Here is a 21,350-nt window from a genome sequence, read left to right as displayed (position 1 = left end):
CACGCATGGCGTGGATCTACGGCAGATCGCGGGGGACTGTCAGAGGCGGGGCGGTGTGGGTTGGCAGGACCGTTGGCGCCATGGATGGCGCCATCGAGCCCCCAAGGATGGGTTTACGGCGTGTCCTGCCAACCCACACCGCCCCGCCATCCACCGGGATGCACCTGTTGCTATTGCGGTTGCCGGCCAGCGGCCGGCACTACCGCGGGTGCCGGGCGGCAGCCGGATCAGGCGCCGAAGCGCTCGTCGTCCATCGTCATCAGCGGGGCGGCGCCGGACTGGATCGCGGCAGCGTGGCTGAGCGTGCGCGGCAGCACGCGGGCGAAGTAGAAGCGAGCGGTTTCGCGCTTGCCCTGGGCGAAGGCGGCGCCGTGCGCGCTGGCGTCGGCGGCGGCCACGCTGCGGGCCCACCAGTAGGCCAGTACCACGTAGCCCGAATAGAACAGGTAGTCGTAGCTGGCCGCACCCAGTTCGTCTGGATTGCCGGCCGCGCGCTGCAGCACGTCCAGGGTCAGCTTGCCCCATTCGGCGGCCTTGGCGCGCAGCGGGCCAATGAACTCGGCCAGCGCTTCGTTGCCCTCGTGTTCCTTGGCGAAGGCTTCGATCTCGGCCAGCATCAGCTTCAGGCCGGCGCCCTGGCTGGAGGCGGTCTTGCGGCCGATCAGGTCCAGCGCCTGGATGCCGGTGGTGCCTTCATACAGCGTGGTGATGCGCGCATCGCGGGCCAGCTGTTCCATGCCGTGTTCGCGGATGTAGCCGTGGCCACCGAAGCACTGCAGGGCGTTGTAGGTGTTCTCGATGCCCCATTCGGTCTGGCAGGCCTTGGAGATCGGGGTCAGGAAGCTCACCAGGGTGTCGGCGCGCTCGCGCTCGGCGGCGTCCTCGGCGTGATGGGCAATGTCGATCAGGGTGGCGGCGTGCAGGGCCAGCAGGCGGCTGCCCTCGACCAGCGACTTCACCGTCAGCAGCATGCGGCGCACATCCGGGTGCACCAGGATCGGGTCGGCCGGCTTGTCCGGGAATTTCGCACCGCTCAGGGCGCGCGACTGCAGGCGTTCACGGCTGTACTTCAGTGCGTTCTGGTAAGCGCGCTCGGACAGGCCGATGCCCTGAAGGCCGACGCCCAGGCGCGCGGTGTTCATCATGGTGAACATGGCCTGCAGGCCCTTGTGCGGCTGGCCGACCAGGTAACCCTGCGCACCGTCGAAGTTCATCACGCAGGTGACCGAACCCTTGATACCCATCTTGTGCTCGATCGAGCCGCAGCGCAGTGCGTTGCGCTCGCCGACATTGCCCTCGCGGTCGACCTTGAACTTGGGCGTGACGAACAGCGAGATGCCCTTGGCGCCCGGAGGGGCGTCGGGCAGCTTGGCGAGCACCAGGTGCACGATGTTTTCGGTCAGGTCGTGCTCGCCGGCGGTGATGAAGATCTTGGTGCCGGTGATCGAGTAGCTGCCATCGGCGTTGGGCTCGGCCTTGGTCTTCAGCAGGCCCAGGTCGGTACCGCAGTGCGGCTCGGTCAGGCACATGGTGCCGGTCCAGCGGCCCTCGATCAGCGGCTTGAGGAAGGCCTCGTGCTGCCAGGCCTCGCCGTGCTGCTTCAGCGCTTCGATGGCGCCGTGCGAGAGCAGCGGGAAGTTGCCCCACGCCAGGTTGGCGGCGTTGATCATTTCGTTGAGCGGCACGCCGAGGGTGTGCGGCAGGCCCTGGCCACCCAGTTCCGGCGAGGCGGTCAGGCCGGTCCAGCCGCCATCGACGAACTGGTCGTAGGCCTGCTTGAAGCCGGGCGGGGTGGTCACTTCACCGGTGGCCTGGTCGAGCACGCAGCCGATCTCATCGCCAACGCTGTTGAGCGGGGCCAGCACGGTGGCGCTGAAACGGCCAGCTTCTTCCAGCACGGCATCGACCACGTCGGCGGTGGCGTCGGTGAAGCCCAGGCGGGCGAACAGGGGTTCGACCTTGAGCACGTCGTGCAGGGCGAAACGGAGGTCGGAAAGCGGGGCGGTGTAGCTGCTCATCGGTACGTCTCGATTTGATCAGGGCAGGGGAGAGCGGCGCCAGGCGCCGCGACGGAAGGTGGAAATCAGCGCAGCACGCCCGGCAGGCCCGGGGCCTGGTTGAGGGTGCTGCGGCTGCTGATGTCGAAGCTGCGCTGCTTCTTTTCCTGCGGCGTGGCCGCGACCGTTCCCTTCAGGCCATAGGCCAGGGTGCGGTTGCCGGCCAGTGCATCGGCCACCACCAGGCGTGCGGCCGAACTGGGCACCAGGTCGACATTGATGACATCCGCGGAGGTGCCGCCGATGGAGATACCGGGCTTGGCCTGCAGGGTGCCGGCCTCGGCATCGCCCACGGTCAGCGCCAGCGACACATCATCGAAAGTCATCGGCATCGAGCTGAAGTTCTGCAGGCGCAGCGCCACGGTCCAGTTGCCGTCGGCGCGCACGGTCAGCTGCTGCAGGCTGGCCGCCGGTTCCGAAACACGCTTGACGATGCCGTTGCCACAGGCGGCAAGGGCGAGGGTGCTCAGGACGATCAAGGCGATACGGAAACGGTGGAGCATGGGCGCAGGTCCTCTGGAGGCGGTGCGTTGGAATAAGCATACTACGGCGTATGGTCGTTTGGATCGCCTGTGGCGAGCCGTCGCAGAGGGTAGCGCGTGAAGATGGCGGCGGGGCGTGCGCAGCGCTGGATCTTCACGCGCACGGTGCGCGTACGGATTGAACTGCGGCTCAATCGGCGGGCGTATCGCGAAGCGGGGCCATCAGGCGCAGCGGGCGCAGGTCGTAGCCCATGGCTTCGGCTTTTTCCTTCAACTGCTCGAACCGGGCGCGATCCATTTCCGGCAGGCGCGAGAGGATCCACAGGTATTTCCGGTCTGGTTCACCGACCAGGGCCCACTGGTAGTCCGGGTCCAGCGCCAGCACCCAGTAGTCGGCCCAGACCAGTGGCACCCAGCTCAGCCAGTCCGGAATGAAGCGCACCTGCAGTTGGCCGGGATGGCCAGCCACCGGGCGTGCAACGCCTTCGGCGATCACGCGTTCTCCGTTGGCGTTGCGGCAGGCATTGGTGACACTGATGCGGCCATCGCGGCGCAGCCCGTAGTTGGCGGTGATCTCGCCGACGCACTGCTTCTGGAATGACACCGGCAGGTGAGCGATCTCGTGCCATTGGCCTGCATAGCGGTCGATGTCCAGCGTGTCGACTGCACGCACCGGTTCGGCGGCGATCACCGGGGCGGCGGCCAGCAGCAGGCAGGCGAGCAGGGTGGGGCGCAATTGCATCGGCAGGCTCCGGCAGGAATCTGCAGCGTAGGTGCCGCGGCGGGTACCGGTGTAAATGTTTCGTCAACCAGACGGCGGTGGCCCGGCATGGATCGAGGCCATGGAAGGGGCCAGCGCCAGGTAGATCCACGCCATGCGTGGATGGCAGGCCGCACGCAAAAAAAAAGACCTGCATTTCTGCAGGTCTCTGAAGATGGTGGCCGAAGACGGAATCGAACCGCCGACACGGGGATTTTCAATCCTAGGCCAGCTGGTATCACTGGATACGGGGATCTACTGATACCCATTGTTTATCATGCACTTGCGGTGCATCCTATAACGGACGGTTCCGGCGTTTGCGGGCGATCCTGCTACCCCGGTGCTACCCAAGACGACCGGAGTGCATGCAGTGGCAGAAACGATCACCTTCACCGAGGCGCGCGTGCGTGCGCTGCGAGATGCCGCCCGAGTGGGCCGCGTTGAGTACCAAGACGGCAAAGTGCCAGCACTGCGCCTGCGGGTCAGCGCTACGTCGGCCAGTTGGTCGGTGTTGAAGCGCATTCCTGGTGGCCCGATGCGTCGCGTGCAGTTGGGGTCCGCGGATGACTTGCCGGTGGAGCAGGCACGCAAGCGCGCTCAGCTGGCGGTCGGGGCCATGCTGGAAGGGCGCGACCTGTCTGCCGAGAAGCGCCAGCGCCGGGTGGAGTCTGAGCGCGCCAGCCTGACGCTGGCTGATGGGCTGGCGATCTATCTGGCTGAAAAGGACGGACTGCGGCCGGCGACCCGCTCCACGTATGAGCGAGACCTGCGGACCACGTTCGGCGATTGGTGGGACAAGCCCCTGGCCGAAATGACGCCGGAGTGGGTTCGCGACCGCCACCGGAACCGGAAGACGCGCCCCATTACCGCTCAGGCTCGCGTGGGGCACGCGCGTGACCGCGACCGCATCACCGCAAGTCCGGCGCGTGCGGACGGCGCTGTGCGAGCGCTGAGGGCCGTCGTGAACTACCTGCGTGCCGAACGTGACCTGGACCTGCCGGATGTTGCGCGCCGGATCACTGCCACCAAGGGCTGGGGCAACGTGCCGCGGCGCAAGCGCGCGCTACTCGGGCAGGCGCTGGCCGAGTTCGTCACGTCGGTCCGTGGATTGCCCGACGATCTGCCGCCCGACCTGGCCGGCACGCAGCGCGACCTTGTACTGCTGATCCTGTGCACCGGGCTGCGGTGGACCTCTGCCGCTGGACTGCATTGGACCGAAGTTGATTTCAAGGCCAAGACGATCACCGTCCCTGCCGACCGCATGAAGGGCAAGCTGTCCCATGCACTGCCCCTGGGGCCGGCAATGCTGGCGATGTTGAAGGCGCGGGCGGCAGCGCCAAGGTCGCCCACGCTGGTGTTCCCCGGCCTGGATCCGGACAAGCCCCTGGGTCGCCTGTCAGTGCGATTCCTGGCCAAGATTGCGGATGCCGAAGGCAACCCCATCACCTGGTCGCCCCACGACCTGCGTCGCACCGCGCTGACGCTGCTGGAAGCGATGGATGTCTCCGCCTACGCCTTGAAGCGCATCGCCGCGCACGCGCAGTCCGGCGACGTGACCGCTGGCTACCTCGCAGACGATGTGGAACGGCTGCGGGTGCCGATGGAGCGGTTGGAAAGTGTGGCGCTGGCTGAGCCGCGTGACGGTAACGTCGTCCCTTTGCGTGTGGCCGGCCGATGAAAGGCAAGGCCACAGTCGTCGTTGAATCGCCGCCCGCCCTGCCCACGGTACTGACGAGCGACGGCGGGGAGAGAGACGCGGCGTTGTTGGACGCATATGCCCGCTGGGAGGCGGAACGCAGGGGCGCGACTCTTGCCGGGTCGATGGCGCATGCAGCAGAGCAGTGGAAGGATGCTGGACTCGATCCCAGCGCTGTCATGCAGGCCATCGCGGACGGTGGAGAATCCATCCTTGCCGAAGCGGTGATGGCGCTGACGAAGCGACCGCAGGTCGAGGTCAGGAAGCCCCGTCAAGGCAAGAGCAAATGGACCCACAGGGAACAAGGAGAACTGGTGCTGGCGGTGTGGCGCGGCCTCGTCCGGAAGCGAGGCACCGCGTCCCCTCTCGAACCCAATCCCAAAGTCACCATCCGCACGGTTTGCAACGGGCTTGTCGGTCGGAACGGTCAAGAGAAATGGCGCGGGATGTCAGGTCAAGGATTGGAAGCCCGCCACCGGGAGGCGTTGAAGTCCCCGGCTGGGCTCTTGCTTGATCGTCTGCTGACCGAGGCGGCGCGCGCTCGTTTGCAGGGGAAGATGGACGCCGACGAACTCGCCGTTCTGATCGGTTACCTGGATCGCTTCGTCGCTTCGCTGTAGAAATCGCGACGAAACTCGCACAACAGCGACCTTCGTTGCTGCGCGGCACGCACGCTTGTCCCAGACATACCGATGGGACACGTCACCATGCAGCAGAACACTCAGTCCGTCCGCCTGTCCGAGCGTGACGCGGCCTCTTTCCTTGGCATCACCCAGCGCACGCTCCAAGATTGGAGGTTGAGGCGTCGTGGTCCGGCCTACATCAAGCTCGGGCGCCGCATCGCCTACGACAGGACCGACCTCGAACAGTTCCTGGCGGCCAATCGCGTCGAGCCGGCTCAGGGTTCCTGACATGGATGCCCACGCGCACGTCGCCGCGCTGGCGGCGCTGTACCGCCATCGGCAGCCGGATGCGCAGGAACTCGCAAACGACCTGCAGGCCTTGGGCGACGAGATTCATGCCCGGCTCTCGGCGCTTCACCGTGCGCCGAATGCAGACGATGCCGAACGGCTGGCTGTGGGCCTGGAAGGCGCACGGCGTCACCTGCTGCAGCTTGCCGAAGCGATCAGGCGGGAGGTGCCGCGTGCTGGCGCCTGAAATGAAACGCCCGGCTTGCGGGCCGGGCGAGGCAGGGACCGACGACGGGACACTGCATGGCCACGATAGCGGCGCTCGTGTGGGCCAGCAAGGGCATGCAGGACTTGTGGGTTGCTGGCGCCTAGTAGGCGCAGCGTCGCGCCGTCCTGACTTGTCGCGCGGGGACATCGCCGTGCTGTGGGCGATCTTGGACCGCATCGGCGCTGACGGCACGGCATGGCCGGGCTATTCACGCATCGCGACCGACGCCGGGCTGTGCCGTTCGACGGTGACCCGGAGCATCCGGAAGCTGGTCGTCGGCGGCATCCTGCAGCGCGACTCCGGCGGGCCGGGAAAGCCGAACCGTTACCGGCCGGGTAGGTGCAGCGACGCACCTAGGTGCGAGGGTGAGCCTAGGTGCAGCGATGCGCCTAGGCGCAGATATGAGCCTCGGGTAGGCGCGCCGACGCGCCTCGGGGTAGGCGCACCGACGCTCCCCGAACCTGCTTCATTGAACCTGCTTCATGAACCTGCAAAGGCCACCGTGCATTCGGCCGCGCCGACTGCACTGCATGCCGATGATCCGGAGAAGATCGACAGCCAAGGGGGCGCTGGCAATACGCCGACACCGGGCGCGCCTGCTGATGAACTGCCTGTCGATCCGGCATTGCCGAAGCGCATCCGCGGCGAGAAGCCGGCGCAGACCGCGGCACGGTTTCCCGAGTTCTGGGCCGCGTATCCCGTTAAGAAGGGTCGCGCGAAGGCGCTGGCGAAGTGGAAGGCGAAAGGGCTGGACGCGCACGCCGACAAGCTGATCGCCCATGTGCGCCGCATGGAAGCAGAGGATGACCAGTGGGGACGTGGCTTCATCCCGCATGGCGACACGTACATCAACGGTGAGCGCTGGACAGACGAGCCGATGAAAGACAAGCAGGTGACGGCCCAGGCACCGCCGCCGGAATCGTTCGGCGCGAAGGCCGCACTGGCGAAGTCAGAATCCAAGCTGGAAAACGCCCTGGCGTGGATCCGGCAGCAGCGCAGCATCGGCGCCTATGGCGAGGGCGAGGCGGCCGACGCGGAAATGCGCAAGGCCATGGCGGAAGCAACCGAGAAGCATCGAAACACGGCAGCTTCGAGCGGGGAAGCGAGACGGCCCGCGCCCACCTGACCCAGCTGTTACTGCGCCCGTGCCCCAGCCCGCCGCGCTGCACCTGATTCCTGACCCACCATCATTGAGGCCTTCCATGACCGACCACCCGAACGATGTAGCTGCACGCCAGGCGGCATCGATGTATCCCGACATGACGACTCATGCACCCGCCAACGACTCCGGGCGCACCACTTCCTCGTCCGCTGGCTCAGACGCTCGCACTCCTGCGGCACGACCCACGCCTCCGGCCACCAGCGCCTCGCCGCGCGATCTGCCCTGGGAACGGATGTATCCCGAGATGAAGCGGGATGAGGGTGCTGTGACTTCGGCTGCAGTGAACGCCGATGCGAAGCCGACGCAGGACGGATCGAAGTTCGACACGATGTACGGCGACATGCATCGTGAGCCGGAGCAGCCGGATGCAACGGTTGATGAGCTTGTCGCGCAGCCGCTGACCGATGCGGACCGCATGTATCCGGATGGCGGGCGCCCTCTCGAAAGCGCCGACGACTACGACCAGCAGACGCTGAGCGAGCCTTTCGACACCCTGCAGATGCAGGCCCGCTTTGACGGCAACGAAGAAGAGGCAGCGATTCTCGCTGAGGGGCGGCAGCAGGCCGCGGCTGTGCTCCATGGCATGGCGGTGCCTTCCGAAGCGGCACGCGAGATTGCCGGCGAGCTTGAATTCTGGAACGCGCGCTGGATCAAGGGCGATCTGCCCGGCCTGGACGAGATGGATTCCACCCGTCAGAAGACGGAGGCCTCGCTGCGCAAGGAATGGGGACCCAAATACAACGCCAACGTGCAGTTGGCCAGGCAGGCTTATCAGGACGCGGCCAAGCAACTGCCATGGCTGCGCAACCTGGTGGAGGACGCCGGGGCCGGCAACAGCGCCGCGCTGCTGCGGCACTTCGCCATCATCGGCCTCAACAACGCCCGCAACAGGCGGGGATCAGGGAGCAACAGGAAATGAGCAGGTTTCAGAAGGGCCGCAGCGGCAACCCTGCCGGACGGCCGCCAGGCACGAAGTCAGCCCCGAATCTGATTCGTGACCTGCTGCGTGACGGCGTGGTCACCGAAGACGATCTGCGCGCAGTCGTGGCCGCTGTCATGACGAAGGCAAAGGATGGTGACCTGGCCGCCGCCGCGCTGCTCCTGGACCGCACGATTCCGAAGCTGCGTCCTGCAGTGGATGCGGCCGAGGAAGAAGAAGTCGCCGCCGCTCGTGCGCGCGGTGCCCTGTCCGCAGGCTTTGGCGGCTCGACCCTGGAAGACCTGGTGGCGGGTTCTCTTTCCATGGTCGTCATGACCAGGCCCACAGAGCAGCCTGCAGCTTCCCAGCACGCCGCGACAGTGCTGCCGACACAGGCATCCGCGGCAGCACCACCTGCGAAACCAGCACCGCCCATCCGCATCACCGTGCCGGCGGCGCCGGATGTCGACCACGGTGAACCCTACAACCCCCTCTGACTGCCCACTTGCCTAACCGGAGAACACCATGACCACCACCAACGGAAACACCAGTACGCGTTCCGCGGCTGAGACGCGCGCGGGACTCAACGCACGCAGAAGCGAGCTTAGCGCCAGCATCCGCGACCTCATCAAGGCACAGGAGCGCATTGCCTTGGAAGCGGCGGAAGGCGATGTAGCAGCGCCGCAGCGCCTAGCATCGAACTATGCAGGTGTGAACGGCGCAACCAACGAACTGCGTGCCATTGAAGCCGCGCTGCGCGCGCTGGATCAGCGCGATCACAATGAGAGCATGCGCGCCAGCCTTGATTGCATCGAGTCAGATCGGGCGAAGGCCCATGCTTGCGTGCAGGCAGTGCGGCCGGCGTTTGATCGCGTGGCCACTGCCTTGGAGACGCTGGGCCGGGAATGGGCTGCATTGCAGCAGGCTCAGGAAGCTGCACGCCGGATGGAACGCGCGCACCGCGGCCAAACTCACAACGACCTTGCCACTGCTGGTGCGGCTTCGGTTTTCAACAGCGCTGCGAGTATCGACGCGACTCCGTTGGTGCAGGGCCGGCTTTGGCTGGCGGTTGGCCACCTGGATCCGAATCATGAGATGGTCAAGGCCACTCCCGCCGCGCTGGATGCGCAGATCGGCAAGGCCCTGCTGACCATCGATGAGGGGCTGCGTCGGCGGGAGCAGTACATTCGCCAGCAGCTGGCCGACGATCCCGGCCAGGCTGCGTGATGGCTAGGCGGTCTGCGTCAGATCTTTCCAAACGTGAAGGTGAAGCGCTGGCCACCCAGGTCGCCGTATCCGGTCCCACGCGTGCCGGTAGATACGAATTGGAAGGGGCCTGTGCGCCCGTCATCGCAGGTGAAGACGCCTTCGCCCTTCCTGCGTTCGGCATAGACAAACGTCCCTTTGCAGGTGGCGCCCTTGTTGGAAACGATGGATAGCTCGCCACCGCCGTCCATTCGGCCGGTGGCGGTGCCAGTGAACTGCTCATCGGATCCTTGGATCTGACCGCGGACAGGCAGCGTCATGCTGCAGGCGGACAGCAACAGTGCGCCAACCGACGCCGCGGCAAATTGTCGAAACATTTTCGATCCCCCTGATTTGACGTGGCGTGCTACCCCGGTGCTACCCAAGGCCCGGCACTCGCCAACGAACTCTGAAAATAAAAAAAGCCCCGCATCACTGCAAGGCTTTGTTTCATCGAATTTTATATCGCAATCAAAACTGGTGGCCGAGGACGGAATCGAACCGCCGACACGGGGATTTTCAATCCCCTGCTCTACCAACTGAGCTACTCGGCCAAATTGTGTGGCAACCGTGATCAAACCCGGTTTCCGGAAAAAAAAGACCCGCATTTCTGCAGGCCTTCGAAAGTGGTGGCCGAAGACGGAATCGAACCGCCGACACGGGGATTTTCAATCCCCTGCTCTACCAACTGAGCTACTCGGCCACATGTTTCGTTGCAGCGAGGTCGCTGCCAAGGACGCGTATATTACGGAGGTCGGCTGCCTTCGGCAAGCGTTTTGCCAAGATTTCTTCACATTGCCGTCTGTGGGCTCGCAAGTGCTTGATCCTCCGTTGTGGGCGGGGGGCGTGGTCAGTCGATCATCGTCTGCGGTGGAAATCAGCAGATCGCCGCGATCGCCAAAGCTGCAAGAGCAAGGGCTGCGCCGGACCCGCGCCGCGCGGGTCCATGGAACGCTGTTTTCATGGCCGTTGCCGGCGATCGTTGCGGCGTAGTGTCGGCATTCCTTTCCTGATGCTGGCAACAGCAGAGCCGGTCACCATGTCCGATTCCCTCGCTACCTCCCGTATCGTGCTGGCCTCGCGTCCGCAGGGCGCACCAAGCGCGGCCAACTTCCGTCTGGAACAGGCTGCGCTGCCGGCATTGGGGAATGGCGAAGTGCTGCTGCGCAACCGCTACCTGTCGCTGGACCCGTACATGCGTGGACGCATGGACGAGGGCCCCTCGTATGCCGCGCCGGTGGCGGTGGGCGCGGTGATGGAGGGCCAGACCGTGGCCGAAGTGCTGCGATCCAACGCCGAAGGTGTGGCGGTCGGAGATCTGCTGCTGGCGCCGGGTGGCTGGCAGACCCACGCAGTGCTGCCGGCCAAGGCGCTGGGGCGTCGCCTCGATCCGGCCGGGCTGCCACTGAGCACGGCGCTCGGCGTGTATGGCATGCCCGGATTCACTGCGTATTCCAGCCTGCATGAGATCGCCCGCCTGAAGCCGGGCGAGACGCTGGTGGTCGCGGCCGCGACCGGTCCGGTGGGCGCAACTGTCGCGCAGCTGGCGAAGCTGCAGGGCGCGCGCGTGGTCGCCATCGCCGGTGGTGAAGCCAAGCGTGCCTACCTGCAGACGCTGGGCGTGGACGTGGCGCTGGATCATCGTGCGGCCGACTTTGCCGAACAGCTGCGCGCGGCGGTGCCCGCGGGCATCGACGTGTACTTCGAGAACGTGGGCGGGCACGTGCTGGATGCAGTGCTGCCGCTGCTCAACGACTTCGCCCGCATTCCGGTGTGCGGCACCATCGCCACCTACAACGAGCGGGGCGTCGAGCAGCCCGGCCCGGACCGGTTGCCCGCACTGTTCAGCCAGATCCTGCGCCAGCGCCTGACCGTGCGTGGTTTCATCGTGCACGACTTCAACCACCTGTGGCCGGACTTCGAACGCGAGATGCGGCAGTGGCTGCGCGAAGGTCGCATCCAGTACCGCGAGGATGTGGTGGAAGGGCTGGAGAATGCGCCGGAGGCGTTCTTCGGGCTGCTGCAGGGGCGCAACTTCGGCAAGTTGGTGGTGAAGCTGGATTGAGGGCTTGGCGGCGTGCCGACCAAGGTCGGCACCTACCGGAAGCTGAGCGTGCCGATCAAGGTCGGCACCTGCTTCAGGCAGTCGAGGCCTTTTCCCGGCGCAGCAGTTCGCGCTTGCGCGCTACGCCCCACGCATAGCCGGACAGGTCGCCGTCGCGGCGCACCACGCGGTGGCAGGGGACTGCCACCGCCAGCGGGTTGCTCGCGCATGCGCGGGCAACCGCACGGCTCGAGCGCGGGGCGCCGATGCGCGCGGCGACATCCGCATATGACGCGGTCTGCCCGCGCGGAATCTGCTGCAGTGCCTGCCACACCCGTTGCTGGAACGCGGTGCCGCGGATATCCAGCGGCAGCGTGGCGCCTCGCGAAGGATCCTCGACCAGGCCTACCACCTGTGCCACCAGTTGCTCATAGCCCTGGTCGGCACCGACCAGTTCGGCTTGGCGGAAGCGTTGCTGCAATGACTGCAGCAGCGTCTCCGGATCGTCGCCGAGCAGGATCGCAACCACGCCGGTGGCACTGCTGGCCACCAGCACGCTGCCCAGTGAGCTTTCGGCAAGCGCGAAGTGGATGACTTCGCCGCGACCACCTGCGCGCCATTGCTTGGGCGTCATGCCCAGCAACTTCGGTGCGTTCTCGTAGAAGCGCCCACTGGAACCGAAGCCGGCATCGTGGAAGGCATCGGTGATGCGTTCCTGCTGTTGCAGCCCGGTGCGCAGGCGGTCGGCGCGCAGTGCCGCAGCGTACTGCTTCGGGGTCAGCCCGGTGGCCTCCTTGAACAGGCGATGCAGGCGGGTCGGGCTGCAGCCTGCGATGTCGGCCAGTTCCTGCAGCGAGGGTTCGTCGAGGCTGGCCTGCAGATGGCGGCAGACCCGTTCGACGCGGGCGTCGGTCGTGGGGGAGGCGGTGCTGTCCATGGGCGGATTCTGGCACGTGCCGGTTCTGCGGAAACTCCGTTTCCTGCACCGACGGGCCAGGCCCGGAAACGGAGTGTTGGCAGGCCGAAGGCGCGGCATCGTGGCGGCCACTTCACAACCGGCACCACGACCATGCGCCTGAACAACAAGATCGCTCTCATCACCGGTGCCAGCGCTGGCATTGGCCGCGCCAGCGCCCTGCGCTTTGCTGCCGAAGGGGCAAGGCTGGTGCTCAACGCACGGCGACCGGAGCCGCTGCAGGCGCTGGCCGAGCAGATTCGCGCCGCCGGTGGCGAAGCCGTGGTGCATGCCGCTGACGTGGCCGATCCGGGCACGGCGCAGGCGCTGGTCGATCTGGCCCAGCGGTCATTCGGCGGCCTGGACATCTCCCTCAACAATGCCGGCATGCTCGGCCCGGGCATGCCGGCGGCGGAGTTCCCGGTGGACGCCTGGCGCGAGGTGATGGCGACCAATCTGGATGCGGCCTTCCATGCCGCACGTGCGCAGTTGCCGGCACTGCTGGCACGTGGCGGCGGCTCGCTGGTGTTCGTCGGCACTTTCGTCGGCCACACGGTGGGCTTCCCCGGCATGGCGGCCTATGCGTCAAGCAAGGCCGGGCTGATCGGCCTGAGCCAGGTGATCGCCGCCGAATACGGCGCGCACGGCGTGCGCAGCAACGTGCTGCTGCCTGGTGGCACCGATACCGAGATGGGCCGGCAGGCGGCACCGACCGGCGATGCCCGCGACTTCGTGCGCTCGCTGCACGCACTCAAGCGCATGGCCGAGCCAGAGGAGATCGCCAACGCGGCGCTGTTCCTGGCCAGCGACGAAAGCAGTTTCGTTACCGGCACCGCGATGCGCGTGGAGGGCGGGGTGTCGATCACGCGGACCTGAGTGCGCGGCTGCACGCGGCGTTGGCGGCAGGTTGACCTGCGGCTTACCCGGCAGTCTCTAGCGTGGAGGCCAGCGCGGGCTTTCCGCCGGCGAGGGAGTGTTCGATGAACGTGCGCAGCAACCGCCAGAACGATCCGAAGCAGGGCGTGCAGGAAAGCCGCCAGGACAGGAAGCAGGACGATGTGGCCAGGCAGCGGCCGGGGCAGCGCGATCAAGAGGTGCGCGATACGCATTCGCGCAGCCCGCAGCGCAAGGATGGCGGCCAGGAGCCTGCCTGAGCCAGCACCCGGAAAAGAAAAAACCCGCAGATCGCGAGGATCTGCGGGTTCTTCTGAAAAGTGGTGGAGCCAAGGAGGATCGAACTCCTGACCTCGTCATTGCGAACGACGCGCTCTCCCAGCTGAGCTGTCGCTTCGGGGCTTGTGATTCAACTGGATAGGTTAGGAGGGATCCTCAGTACGGTGGTGGCTAAGTGCCGCCTAAGCCGATGCCGAGCGAGTGGGGTGCGGTGTCGCGCTGGGCCTGGGTTCCCGGCTTGTGACGGAAGCTCTGGTGAGACTCGCTATTTGCGGGCTCTGGCGTGCTCTGCGCGCCATGCGGGGTGCGGCACGTAGGGGAGGGCGCTATCGCTAGATGCACCCCAGGAGCGCGTACAGGAGCTATCGCGTGGGGCTTTTGCAGGCGGCTACTGCTCGCGCGTCGCGCGCTCGAATCTGGAAGTCCTAGACACGCACTGGGGCGTAACGTCCGATCAATGCCGAAAAAGGGAGTCATTACGAAGACTCCATACAGGTCATGACCGATCATTAGTTCCAATAAAGGAACACAGTGTTGACAATTTGTCGTCAATGTTGGATGATTAGTTTGTCTGCTAGTTGAGGCAGGCATTTGCCATCTTTATCGGGACGCCTACGTTCGGGATGGCAAATCAGCCAAGCGCAGTGCTTGGCTCGCCCCAGAAGATATCCGGCTCAGGGGCAAGCGGTGCGGTTCCCTCCCAGGGGGTCGTGGCAGCCGCGCCGGTGATGCGAGCTTCGTTGCCTGACGATCAGACGAAGCCGAGCTACAGATCAGTGCCGCAAGGATCGAGTGTCTGAGAGAGAAGACCTTCTCATTTCAGCAGGCTGCCACCAATCCCCGCTTCTGTGTGGGGTTGGGGGCGGTTTGCCTCCTGAAAGAGAAGGTATTGTGGGGAAGGGTAGAGGTAGGAGGGAGCAAGGCGGGTAAGTCTGATGAGATTCATTGCAAGCCTACCGGCGACACAAATTATTCCTCCATGCCTTTGATGTCCAACGCACTCTCGATGGTGGTCTTTTTGCGGGCAGCGGTACTTCACCGCCGCCAGCGCTGCGAGGTCCATCATCTGGTAGCTGCATCGTGTCAACCACATGCAAACCTCAAGTGATTGCTCGTCAAAATGCATCATCTTCGTGATCGGTAAGACTCTCGTTTCCTGCCAAGTTCAACCGCTGTAGCACTTTTTGAGTACATGGGGCCATGTATGAAGTGCGGGGGGCTGTTAGGTGTCATGTTGGCGCGGGAATTCTTCTGCTCCTCAAATTTCCCGTGCCATGGCCTTGGGAATTGTGGCGACTACTGATGACCCTAAAAGAGGCCTTCCGAAGCTATGGTCTTGGCGTTCGTCGCTCCGCTTCTTCTGCGGCTTTCGCCAAAGCCCGGTAGGAGCTAGTGGGGCGAGACTCGGGCTGTTGAGGTGCGAGTTTGGCTCCGCAATGTTTGCAGACGAAGGCTGCCGCCAAAACGATTTCAGCACATTGTGGGCAGGACCTTTTTCGGCCAGCTGTACCGCCATTAGCAAGGCACATTCCGATCCCGATGAGCAGGGCGACCCCGCTTCCGACCATCAGCGCGACTAGTCGCTCTTGTGTGTGTTTCGCTTCGTGTGCTTCGCCTTGCCATTCGGCTGATCGGGCGCTTCCAAGCGTGAGGATACTCTGCATGTATGCGTGGTTAGCCCGGTCTTTCAAAGAGAAGTAACCGACTCCCGTGCCTAGCATGCCCAGCACGCCCAGCAAGATGAGCCACCAGCCGAACACTTTGATGTTCATAGGTGGGCCTCAATGCACGATGGGATGATCTGGGGCGCGGCATCCTGGGTTACGTTAGCCCCGCAACTAGCGAAGATTGGCTTAGTAAGGGCCGGGTCAGCATCTGCGATGGCGGCAGAATAAGCGGCGCAGCCTGCAATGGTCGTAGGTGGTGGGACGGGTAACGGGTAGTGCTTCATAAAGACTCCTGCAACGAAGAATGCGGGTCGTCCGCATCAAATGCTCTTTACGACCCACTTCAGTAAATGTAGAGTCTACGCATAGTGAAGCGCAAGTGTGAAGATGCCAGTGGTTCCTCACTGCTGATTTCACTTGTCCGACAAAGCAACAGCAATATTTGCGAAGCGATTAAAGGAAGCCCGTGCGATGCGGGACGTATCACAGCGCGCGCTGGGAGCCAAGATCGGGATGACCAAGCAGGCCGGAAGCACGCGTGTCAATAGATATGAGCAGCAGACGTCCCGCGCGGATATGGACACTGCCGCTGCGCTCGCCGAAGCGCTAGGTGTGCCGTTGGCGTATTTGTTCGCGCATGACCGTGGGATGGCGGACTGGATTTTGGCGTACGATGCATTCTCACAGGAACAGCGTGACTCGATTCTGTCGCTCGCCGCCAGCAAGCCAGCAAGCGATCCAACAGCAAGCGATTAGTAAGAAATCCACTTCATACAACCGACCAGGGAGAGGCCGGATGGCCGTCCAGATTTCGCTTTTCAACCACAAAGGTGGCGTTAGCAAGACTACAACCGCATTCAATTTGGGTTGGATGCTTGCAGAAAAGGGCAAGAGGGTGTTGCTTGCCGACTGTGACCCGCAGTGCAATCTCACCGGTATGGTTCTAGGGTTCAAAGGAACTGAAGATTTTGCTGCTGTCTATGAAGCTGGAGGCGTGCGAAATATTCGGGACGGGCTGGCCCCTGCGTTTGAATCACGGCCCGCGCCGATTGTTCCTGTCGAATGCGAGGTCATCGAAGGGCAGGATAATTTGTTCCTGATTCCGGGTCATATTGGGTTGGCTGAGTACGAGGTAACGCTTGGAATAGCCCAGGAGTTGTCGGGCTCATTGGTCACTCTGCAGAACCTTCCAGGCTCCATAAATCATTTGTTCCACTTAACGGCCCAGCATTATGGTTGTGATTTCATTATCGTTGACATGAGCCCTAGTCTCGGTCCGATAAATCAGAACCTGCTGATGACTAGTGACTTCTTCTTGGTGCCTATGGCGCCAGATTACTTCTCGGTCATGGCTACTGAATCACTGGCGACTGTTTTGCCGAAGTGGAAGTCTTGGGCCACGCAAGCCCAGGCCTCATCTGTTCTTCAAAAGGCCACTTATCCTTACCCTTCAGTCAATCCAAAGTTCCTAGGGACGGTTATACAAAAATATCGAATTCGCGAAGGTCAGACGCCGTCCGCTGCGTTCCAGAAATGGATTGACGAAATTGAAGCTGGTGTAAAGAGCCGTCTGCTCCCGTCATTGGATGCCTGCGGAATGCTCTTGGATCAGGCAGTATACCTCGAGGCGGATGCCGATCCGACTAAGCCATTGCTTCAGATGTCAGACTTCAATGGTCTTATCGCGCTATCTCAGAAGCACAAGGTGCCCGTATTTGCACTGACTGACGACCAGTTGGAACAGGACGGAATTGTGCTTGAGCGAACAAGGAAGTCGATGAATAAATTCAAAGAGCTGTTCGAAACTGCTGCTGATAAGATCATTGCACTTACATCACATGCAGCCTGCGATTGATGCCTTTCGGGCAAGCGTTGCGAGAGTCCGACACCTTGGTGGCATCCACAAGGCAGTGAATCACATTGCCACGAATGCACTCGATCCATCGGATATCCTTCGGGCCCAGATTGTGCTTATCGTTAGCGCGATGGACTACTACGTCCATGAAGCGACGGCGATAGGAATGACTGAGGTATTTGAAGGAAAACGACCCAAGACAGATGCATTCTCGCGATTCAAAGTGTCAATCGGAGCGGTGCCCATAGCGCCCGCGTTGCAGAGTGGATGGTTTGAAGGCGAAGTTCGAGACCGCCATAGCTTCCTGTCATTCCAGCAGCCGGAAAAGATTGCGGACGCGATCCGTTTGTTCACCTCGATTAAGATTTGGTCGCGTATCGGGGAGCTATTGAACCAAAAGGAGGCAGATCTTAAGGCTAAACTGACGCTTATTGTCGGCCGGCGGAATAAGATTGCGCACGAGGCAGACATCGATCCCAGCTATCCCGGCTTGCGATGGCCGATTTTGGAGCAGGACGTCGAAATTGCAATTGATTTCATTGAGCAGATAGTTGAGGCCATGCATGAAGCTATCAAGTGAGGAATCATTATCTGGGAAAATGATTCGCGCTGTATGAAGAGAGGTTTATGATGATTCCTCGGATGTGGATAAATTGATATGATGAGGAATTGCGTTCGCATTGATCTGTGCCCATTTGCGCGCTGAGGATAGTCAAAGCTCTCGCACCAGGGGTGCGCTTAGTATTCCCCTGTGCGACTTTCGCTCGGCTGTTGAGGGCGCAAGTGGCGGCTCAGGTGGTCAGTTTAGCTACAGCTGCGGCGAGATGTTCTGGCGCAAGATGAGCGTAGCGCAGAGTCATAGTGAGGTCGGCATGGCCCAACAGTTCTCGAACAGTGTTCAAGTCCACCCCGGCCATCACGAGCTTACTGGCAAAATGATGACGCAAATCGTGAAACCGGAAGTTGGTGATTTTGGCATCGATCAGCAGCTTCTCCCACGATGACTTCGTGCCAGCAACACCAAACACACGTCCAGCCACCGTTGACTGCGAAGCCCACTGACGCAGTACCGTCATCGCCTCACCATTCAGTGGCACATGGCGTTGCCTACCCGACTTGGCATGTTCAGGTCGAACGGTCAGCATCCGCGACTGCGCATTGATATCCGACCAGTCCAGCAGAAGTAGCTCACCCTTACGAAGACCGGTGTTCATAGCCAGGAGCACCAATGGGTGCAAATGGTCGGCGTAGGCTCCTATAGATATTTCGGGAAGCAGTGCGCGTCTACGATCTGCCCGCCATCTGTTCCCCGACTTACGTGCCACCGAAATGGCACGGTCGCGGGATGTGAGAGCAGCACGCAAGGAGTGTTCCTCAGCGGGACTGAGGAAGCGGACTACGCTACGAGGCTTCGCGAGCTTCAGTGCGGCTTCCGTGACGGGGTTAGTTTCCAGCATTCCCCACTTAACTGCCTTGGACAGGGCTGACCGCAGGGTAGCCAAATTCCGCGATGCGGTGGCCTTTGTGATTGTTTGTCTCACACCGGGTCGAACAGTGTCCTTCAGCCGCGTGACCCACCATCGTTCGATGACTTTGGCGTTGATATCTTTTAAGGTCATAGGCAACAGGTCAGCGAAGGCCTGTTCGATGCGGCGCAGCGCGTCGTCCGCCCGCTTCAGCTCTGTTTTGGCCCAAAGGGCGTAGTGGTCGTCCAGATACGCTTGGAGCGTGATCCTTGGGAGCTCGGGCTTTGCGATGTTGGGTAAGCCCGATTGGACGTACTCGGCCATCACTTTGCGGGCAATGTCTCGAGCCTGGTCAAGCGAGATATGATCGGTAGACCCAAGCGTACGGCGCTTTCCGTGCGCCCAAGTGACAATCCAAGCTTTGTATCCAGAGGGCTGCACCCGGAGCAGTAGACCGCGCACCTGCGCGTCCCTGAGCTCGTAGGGGCGATCCTTCGGTAGAACAGTAGCAACGGTTTTCTTAGTGAGGGCAATCCGCATCGGGCTTGTTTCCGTAAGTTCGGCTTAAGCCAAACGTAGGAAAACGGCTCGAAAGATGGTCGGACACGGATCATCCGTATTCACGCAGATGCCGGTTAAACCCTTGAAAAACAAAAAAGCGCGCCTCGCGGCACGCTGTTTTGTCTGAATAGTGGTGGAGCCAAGGAGGATCGAACTCCTGACCTCGTCATTGCGAACGACGCGCTCTCCCAGCTGAGCTATGGCCCCACGGCAGGGTTTCAGTGTAGCGCTGCCTGCCGGGCTTGCCAAGCGCCGGGCCGGGACGGTGGTCGCGCCGCGTCGGCTACCGCCCCTGACTGGTTCAGGACAGGGCCCGGCGCAGCAGCGCGCCGGCACAATGTGCCGCCACGTCGGTGCTGGCACTGACCGCGTGCTGGTGGATGCAGGCATGGATCATCCCCGGCAGCCGCTCGAGCGTGCAGTCGACACCTGCCGCCTGCAGCCGCCGTGCGTACTGTTCGGCCTCATCACGCAGCGGGTCGTGCTCGCAGCTGAGTACTGAGGCTGGTGCCAGTCCATGCAGATCCGTTGCATGGGCAGGCGAGGCCAGTGCCGGCGGTGTGGCAGGATCACCGAGATAGGCCTGCCAGCAACGCTGCATCAGTTCGGCGCTGAGGTAGTAGCCACTGGCGTACTCGCGATAGGAGTCGCTGCCCATGCCGGCATCCAGTGCCGGGTACATCAGCAACTGGTGGCGTGGCTGCGGCAGGCCGAGATCGCGCAGCCGCAGGCAGCAGGCGGCTGCCAGATTGCCGCCGGCACTGTCGCCACCGATCGCCAGCCGCTGTGGGTCCAGCCCGAGGTGCCTGGCGTTGTCCTGCAACCAGTGCCAGGCGTCGGCGACGTCATGCAGTGGAACCGGGAACGGATGTTCCGGCGCCAGCCGGTAGCCCACGGCGACAATCACGCAGCCGCCGGCATTGGCCAAAGCGCGACAGGGACCGTCGTAGACCGCCAGCGAACACTGGAACCAGCCGCCGCCATGCGCGAACAGCAGGGCCGGCGCCGGTCCATCGGGCAGCCCTTCCGGTGTGTAAAGGCGGACTTCCAATGCATGCCCGTCGCGTGCGATCACCGCATGTTCGATCACATGCGCAACCGGCTGCGGCGCGCCCTGCAGCTGGGGCAGCGCGCTCTCGCTGATCGCACGCAGTTCCCGCAGGTCGTCGGGCAATGGCTGCGACGCCACGGCGTCGACGAACTGCTGCAGCGCCGGTTCAAGCTGCATGGTGTGCCTCCTGCAGGAACGGCAGCAGCTGTGCAAGGAATGCCTGCGGCGCTTCTTCCATGATGAAATGGCCGCAGCCCGGCACGATGCTGCCGCGCACGTCATCGGCATGTGGCTGCAGGGTGAGCATCGGCGCATCGGCGGTGGCGTGCTCGGCGCCGATGGCCAGCACCGGCATCGCCAGCCGGCGCTGCGCACGTTCCTTGTTCTGGCGGATGGTTTCCGGAATCGCGCGGTACCAGGCGAAGCCGGCCCGCAGTGCGCCGGGGCGGCTGTACGCGGCGATGTAGGTATCGGCGGCCACCGCATCGCGGCGGTACGACCAGCGGTCGAACATGAATTCCAGGTAGGCGCGCTCGCGACCGCTGATGAGCGCCTCGGGCAGATCGGCCACCTGGTTGAACATGAAGTGCCAGAGGAAGATGTTGTCGGCCGGTGCGGCGAAGATGCCCGGTTCCGGCGCCAGGCCGGGAATCACCGCTTCGGTGACCGCCAGTTGGCGCACCGCCTGCGGCTGGTCGCTGGCCAGTGCATAGGCGATCCACATGCCGATGTCATGGCCGACCACCTGGTAGCGCTCGTGGCCCAGCGCCCGCATGGTCTGGTGCAGGACGGCGGCGGCACTGCCGGTGTCGTAGCCGTGGGCAGGGCGGTCAGATTCGCCGATGCCCGGCGGATCAACCGCGATGGCTTCGAAACCGGCCTGGGCCAGGGCGTGCAGCACATGGCGCCAGGCATACCAAGTCTGCGGCCAGCCGGGAATCAACAGCACCGGTTCGCCGTGGCCGGCGGAGACGCAATGCACGCGCTGGCCATCGATGCGCAGGTAGTGGTGGCGCAGGGCGTCGTCGCCGGCAGCGCTAGCGGGAAGGGAAGGGGTCATGGGGGAGTGCTCCGTGGG

General features: G+C 63.5%; 22 protein-coding genes, 4 tRNA genes and 1 pseudogene. 15 read left to right on the top strand and 12 right to left on the bottom strand.

Annotated features, from left to right (window positions below; all coding sequences use genetic code 11):
* Window positions 1–227: 227 nt before the first annotated feature.
* The 3 genes from AC5P99_RS05205 to AC5P99_RS05195 form a co-directional block, all read right to left on the bottom strand.
* Entirely contained in the window at window positions 228–2,018 is a 1,791-nt protein-coding gene (locus AC5P99_RS05205; RefSeq protein ID WP_049451212.1) for an acyl-CoA dehydrogenase C-terminal domain-containing protein, read from the bottom strand.
* A 65-nt stretch (window positions 2,019–2,083) separates the two neighbouring features.
* Window positions 2,084–2,560: an LEA/WHy family protein gene (locus tag AC5P99_RS05200; RefSeq protein ID WP_024958014.1), complete on the bottom strand. Its 477-nt coding sequence runs from the start codon at window positions 2,558–2,560 to the stop codon at window positions 2,084–2,086.
* Between the two features lie 169 nt (window positions 2,561–2,729).
* On the bottom strand, window positions 2,730–3,281 hold the full coding sequence (locus AC5P99_RS05195) for a lipocalin family protein (protein ID WP_495212933.1): 552 nt from the start codon (window positions 3,279–3,281) through the stop codon (window positions 2,730–2,732).
* Between the two features lie 388 nt (window positions 3,282–3,669).
* On the opposite strand from AC5P99_RS05195, the gene AC5P99_RS05190 reads away from it, so the two are divergent.
* From AC5P99_RS05190 to AC5P99_RS05150, 9 genes and pseudogenes are all read left to right on the top strand, one after another.
* The gene (locus AC5P99_RS05190) at window positions 3,670–4,977 is read left to right on the top strand and encodes a tyrosine-type recombinase/integrase (RefSeq protein ID WP_232149065.1); all 1,308 of its coding nucleotides are present in this window, start codon (window positions 3,670–3,672) and stop codon (window positions 4,975–4,977) included.
* Window positions 4,974–5,615, top strand: a complete 642-nt coding sequence (locus AC5P99_RS05185) for a hypothetical protein (protein WP_490664845.1) — start codon at window positions 4,974–4,976, stop codon at window positions 5,613–5,615. The genes AC5P99_RS05190 and AC5P99_RS05185 overlap by 4 nt, the downstream gene beginning before the upstream one ends.
* Before the next feature lie 87 nt (window positions 5,616–5,702).
* Window positions 5,703–5,906, top strand: coding sequence for a helix-turn-helix domain-containing protein (locus tag AC5P99_RS05180; RefSeq protein ID WP_232149067.1), 204 nt, complete (start codon window positions 5,703–5,705; stop codon window positions 5,904–5,906).
* 1 nt (window position 5,907) lies between these two features.
* Complete coding sequence (locus tag AC5P99_RS05175) at window positions 5,908–6,153, top strand: hypothetical protein (RefSeq protein WP_232149068.1); 246 nt, start codon at window positions 5,908–5,910, stop codon at window positions 6,151–6,153.
* A pseudogene (locus AC5P99_RS05170) lies at window positions 6,047–6,439 on the top strand (helix-turn-helix domain-containing protein); the annotation flags it as partial. The gene AC5P99_RS05175 and the pseudogene AC5P99_RS05170, both read left to right, overlap by 107 nt.
* A 204-nt stretch (window positions 6,440–6,643) precedes the next feature.
* On the top strand, window positions 6,644–7,300 hold the full coding sequence (locus AC5P99_RS05165) for an LvrA C-terminal domain-related protein (protein WP_232149070.1): 657 nt from the start codon (window positions 6,644–6,646) through the stop codon (window positions 7,298–7,300).
* Window positions 7,301–7,376: 76 nt separating this feature from the next.
* The gene (locus AC5P99_RS05160) at window positions 7,377–8,255 is read left to right on the top strand and encodes a hypothetical protein (protein WP_232149072.1); all 879 of its coding nucleotides are present in this window, start codon (window positions 7,377–7,379) and stop codon (window positions 8,253–8,255) included.
* Complete coding sequence (locus AC5P99_RS05155; protein ID WP_490664843.1) at window positions 8,252–8,752, top strand: DUF5681 domain-containing protein; 501 nt, start codon at window positions 8,252–8,254, stop codon at window positions 8,750–8,752. The genes AC5P99_RS05160 and AC5P99_RS05155 overlap by 4 nt, the downstream gene beginning before the upstream one ends.
* 28 nt (window positions 8,753–8,780) lie before the next feature.
* Window positions 8,781–9,482, top strand: coding sequence for a hypothetical protein (locus AC5P99_RS05150; RefSeq protein WP_232149076.1), 702 nt, complete (start codon window positions 8,781–8,783; stop codon window positions 9,480–9,482).
* Window positions 9,483–9,499: 17 nt separating this feature from the next.
* Here the strand turns inward: AC5P99_RS05150 and AC5P99_RS05145 are convergent, their stop codons facing one another.
* From AC5P99_RS05145 to AC5P99_RS05135, 3 genes are all read right to left on the bottom strand, one after another.
* Window positions 9,500–9,838, bottom strand: a complete 339-nt coding sequence (locus tag AC5P99_RS05145; RefSeq protein ID WP_232149077.1) for a hypothetical protein — start codon at window positions 9,836–9,838, stop codon at window positions 9,500–9,502.
* A gap of 140 nt (window positions 9,839–9,978) precedes the next feature.
* Window positions 9,979–10,054 (bottom strand) — tRNA-Phe (locus tag AC5P99_RS05140).
* Window positions 10,055–10,127: 73 nt separating this feature from the next.
* Window positions 10,128–10,203: transfer RNA gene (locus AC5P99_RS05135), tRNA-Phe, on the bottom strand.
* Window positions 10,204–10,539: 336 nt separating this feature from the next.
* Between AC5P99_RS05135 and curA the strand changes: the two genes are divergently transcribed.
* Window positions 10,540–11,565 carry an NADPH-dependent curcumin/dihydrocurcumin reductase gene (gene curA / locus AC5P99_RS05130; protein ID WP_197613990.1) on the top strand — a complete coding sequence of 342 codons (1,026 nt, stop codon included), beginning with the start codon at window positions 10,540–10,542 and terminating at the stop codon, window positions 11,563–11,565.
* 73 nt (window positions 11,566–11,638) lie between these two features.
* Here the strand turns inward: curA and AC5P99_RS05125 are convergent, their stop codons facing one another.
* Window positions 11,639–12,481: a bifunctional transcriptional activator/DNA repair enzyme AdaA gene (locus AC5P99_RS05125; protein WP_049448362.1), complete on the bottom strand. Its 843-nt coding sequence runs from the start codon at window positions 12,479–12,481 to the stop codon at window positions 11,639–11,641.
* Window positions 12,482–12,613: 132 nt separating this feature from the next.
* Here AC5P99_RS05125 and AC5P99_RS05120 point away from each other — a divergent pair, with 132 nt between their 5' ends.
* Together AC5P99_RS05120 and AC5P99_RS05115 are read left to right on the top strand one after the other, a co-directional pair.
* Window positions 12,614–13,375: an SDR family oxidoreductase gene (locus AC5P99_RS05120; RefSeq protein ID WP_005414044.1), complete on the top strand. Its 762-nt coding sequence runs from the start codon at window positions 12,614–12,616 to the stop codon at window positions 13,373–13,375.
* A 104-nt stretch (window positions 13,376–13,479) separates the two neighbouring features.
* On the top strand, window positions 13,480–13,653 hold the full coding sequence (locus tag AC5P99_RS05115) for a hypothetical protein (protein WP_005414043.1): 174 nt from the start codon (window positions 13,480–13,482) through the stop codon (window positions 13,651–13,653).
* A gap of 61 nt (window positions 13,654–13,714) precedes the next feature.
* On the opposite strand, the gene AC5P99_RS05110 is transcribed toward AC5P99_RS05115, so the two are convergent.
* Window positions 13,715–13,790: transfer RNA gene (locus AC5P99_RS05110), tRNA-Ala, on the bottom strand.
* Window positions 13,791–15,756: 1,966 nt separating this feature from the next.
* On the opposite strand from AC5P99_RS05110, the gene AC5P99_RS05105 reads away from it, so the two are divergent.
* The 3 genes from AC5P99_RS05105 to AC5P99_RS05095 are packed head-to-tail and all read left to right on the top strand — an operon-like array spanning window position 15,757 to window position 17,774.
* Window positions 15,757–16,095 (top strand): helix-turn-helix domain-containing protein, encoded by a 339-nt coding sequence (locus AC5P99_RS05105; protein WP_263468941.1) that lies wholly within the window; start codon window positions 15,757–15,759, stop codon window positions 16,093–16,095.
* A gap of 40 nt (window positions 16,096–16,135) precedes the next feature.
* Window positions 16,136–17,194, top strand: a complete 1,059-nt coding sequence (locus AC5P99_RS05100; RefSeq protein ID WP_263468940.1) for a ParA family protein — start codon at window positions 16,136–16,138, stop codon at window positions 17,192–17,194.
* Complete coding sequence (locus tag AC5P99_RS05095; protein ID WP_263468939.1) at window positions 17,178–17,774, top strand: HEPN domain-containing protein; 597 nt, start codon at window positions 17,178–17,180, stop codon at window positions 17,772–17,774. The genes AC5P99_RS05100 and AC5P99_RS05095 overlap by 17 nt, the downstream gene beginning before the upstream one ends.
* A gap of 211 nt (window positions 17,775–17,985) precedes the next feature.
* Here AC5P99_RS05095 and AC5P99_RS05090 read toward each other — a convergent pair whose 3' ends face one another.
* From AC5P99_RS05090 to AC5P99_RS05075, 4 genes are all read right to left on the bottom strand, one after another.
* Window positions 17,986–19,200, bottom strand: coding sequence for a site-specific integrase (locus tag AC5P99_RS05090; protein WP_263468938.1), 1,215 nt, complete (start codon window positions 19,198–19,200; stop codon window positions 17,986–17,988).
* A 152-nt stretch (window positions 19,201–19,352) separates the two neighbouring features.
* Window positions 19,353–19,428: transfer RNA gene (locus tag AC5P99_RS05085), tRNA-Ala, on the bottom strand.
* A 94-nt stretch (window positions 19,429–19,522) separates the two neighbouring features.
* The gene (locus tag AC5P99_RS05080; RefSeq protein ID WP_495212932.1) at window positions 19,523–20,449 is read right to left on the bottom strand and encodes an alpha/beta hydrolase; all 927 of its coding nucleotides are present in this window, start codon (window positions 20,447–20,449) and stop codon (window positions 19,523–19,525) included.
* Complete coding sequence (locus AC5P99_RS05075; protein WP_495212931.1) at window positions 20,439–21,332, bottom strand: alpha/beta fold hydrolase; 894 nt, start codon at window positions 21,330–21,332, stop codon at window positions 20,439–20,441. Before AC5P99_RS05075 ends, AC5P99_RS05080 begins: the two co-directional genes overlap by 11 nt.
* Window positions 21,333–21,350 lie beyond the last annotated feature (18 nt).

This window comes from Stenotrophomonas sp. YJH_SMC_80, from assembly GCF_059372495.1.
This window is presented reverse-complemented; position numbering and strand designations above follow the sequence as displayed.

Coding starts and splice junctions, on each gene's coding strand:
- AC5P99_RS05205 (WP_049451212.1), bottom strand. CDS start 2,018: ATGAGCAGCTACACCGCCCCGCTTTCCGACCTCCGTTTCGCCCTGCAC.
- AC5P99_RS05200 (WP_024958014.1), bottom strand. CDS start 2,560: ATGCTCCACCGTTTCCGTATCGCCTTGATCGTCCTGAGCACCCTCGCC.
- AC5P99_RS05195 (WP_495212933.1), bottom strand. CDS start 3,281: ATGCAATTGCGCCCCACCCTGCTCGCCTGCCTGCTGCTGGCCGCCGCC.
- AC5P99_RS05185 (WP_490664845.1), top strand. CDS start 4,974: ATGAAAGGCAAGGCCACAGTCGTCGTTGAATCGCCGCCCGCCCTGCCC.
- AC5P99_RS05180 (WP_232149067.1), top strand. CDS start 5,703: ATGCAGCAGAACACTCAGTCCGTCCGCCTGTCCGAGCGTGACGCGGCC.
- AC5P99_RS05175 (WP_232149068.1), top strand. CDS start 5,908: ATGGATGCCCACGCGCACGTCGCCGCGCTGGCGGCGCTGTACCGCCAT.
- AC5P99_RS05160 (WP_232149072.1), top strand. CDS start 7,377: ATGACCGACCACCCGAACGATGTAGCTGCACGCCAGGCGGCATCGATG.
- AC5P99_RS05155 (WP_490664843.1), top strand. CDS start 8,252: ATGAGCAGGTTTCAGAAGGGCCGCAGCGGCAACCCTGCCGGACGGCCG.
- AC5P99_RS05150 (WP_232149076.1), top strand. CDS start 8,781: ATGACCACCACCAACGGAAACACCAGTACGCGTTCCGCGGCTGAGACG.
- AC5P99_RS05145 (WP_232149077.1), bottom strand. CDS start 9,838: ATGTTTCGACAATTTGCCGCGGCGTCGGTTGGCGCACTGTTGCTGTCC.
- curA (WP_197613990.1), top strand. CDS start 10,540: ATGTCCGATTCCCTCGCTACCTCCCGTATCGTGCTGGCCTCGCGTCCG.
- AC5P99_RS05125 (WP_049448362.1), bottom strand. CDS start 12,481: ATGGACAGCACCGCCTCCCCCACGACCGACGCCCGCGTCGAACGGGTC.
- AC5P99_RS05120 (WP_005414044.1), top strand. CDS start 12,614: ATGCGCCTGAACAACAAGATCGCTCTCATCACCGGTGCCAGCGCTGGC.
- AC5P99_RS05115 (WP_005414043.1), top strand. CDS start 13,480: ATGAACGTGCGCAGCAACCGCCAGAACGATCCGAAGCAGGGCGTGCAG.
- AC5P99_RS05100 (WP_263468940.1), top strand. CDS start 16,136: ATGGCCGTCCAGATTTCGCTTTTCAACCACAAAGGTGGCGTTAGCAAG.
- AC5P99_RS05095 (WP_263468939.1), top strand. CDS start 17,178: ATGCAGCCTGCGATTGATGCCTTTCGGGCAAGCGTTGCGAGAGTCCGA.
- AC5P99_RS05090 (WP_263468938.1), bottom strand. CDS start 19,200: ATGCGGATTGCCCTCACTAAGAAAACCGTTGCTACTGTTCTACCGAAG.
- AC5P99_RS05080 (WP_495212932.1), bottom strand. CDS start 20,449: ATGCAGCTTGAACCGGCGCTGCAGCAGTTCGTCGACGCCGTGGCGTCG.
- AC5P99_RS05075 (WP_495212931.1), bottom strand. CDS start 21,332: ATGACCCCTTCCCTTCCCGCTAGCGCTGCCGGCGACGACGCCCTGCGC.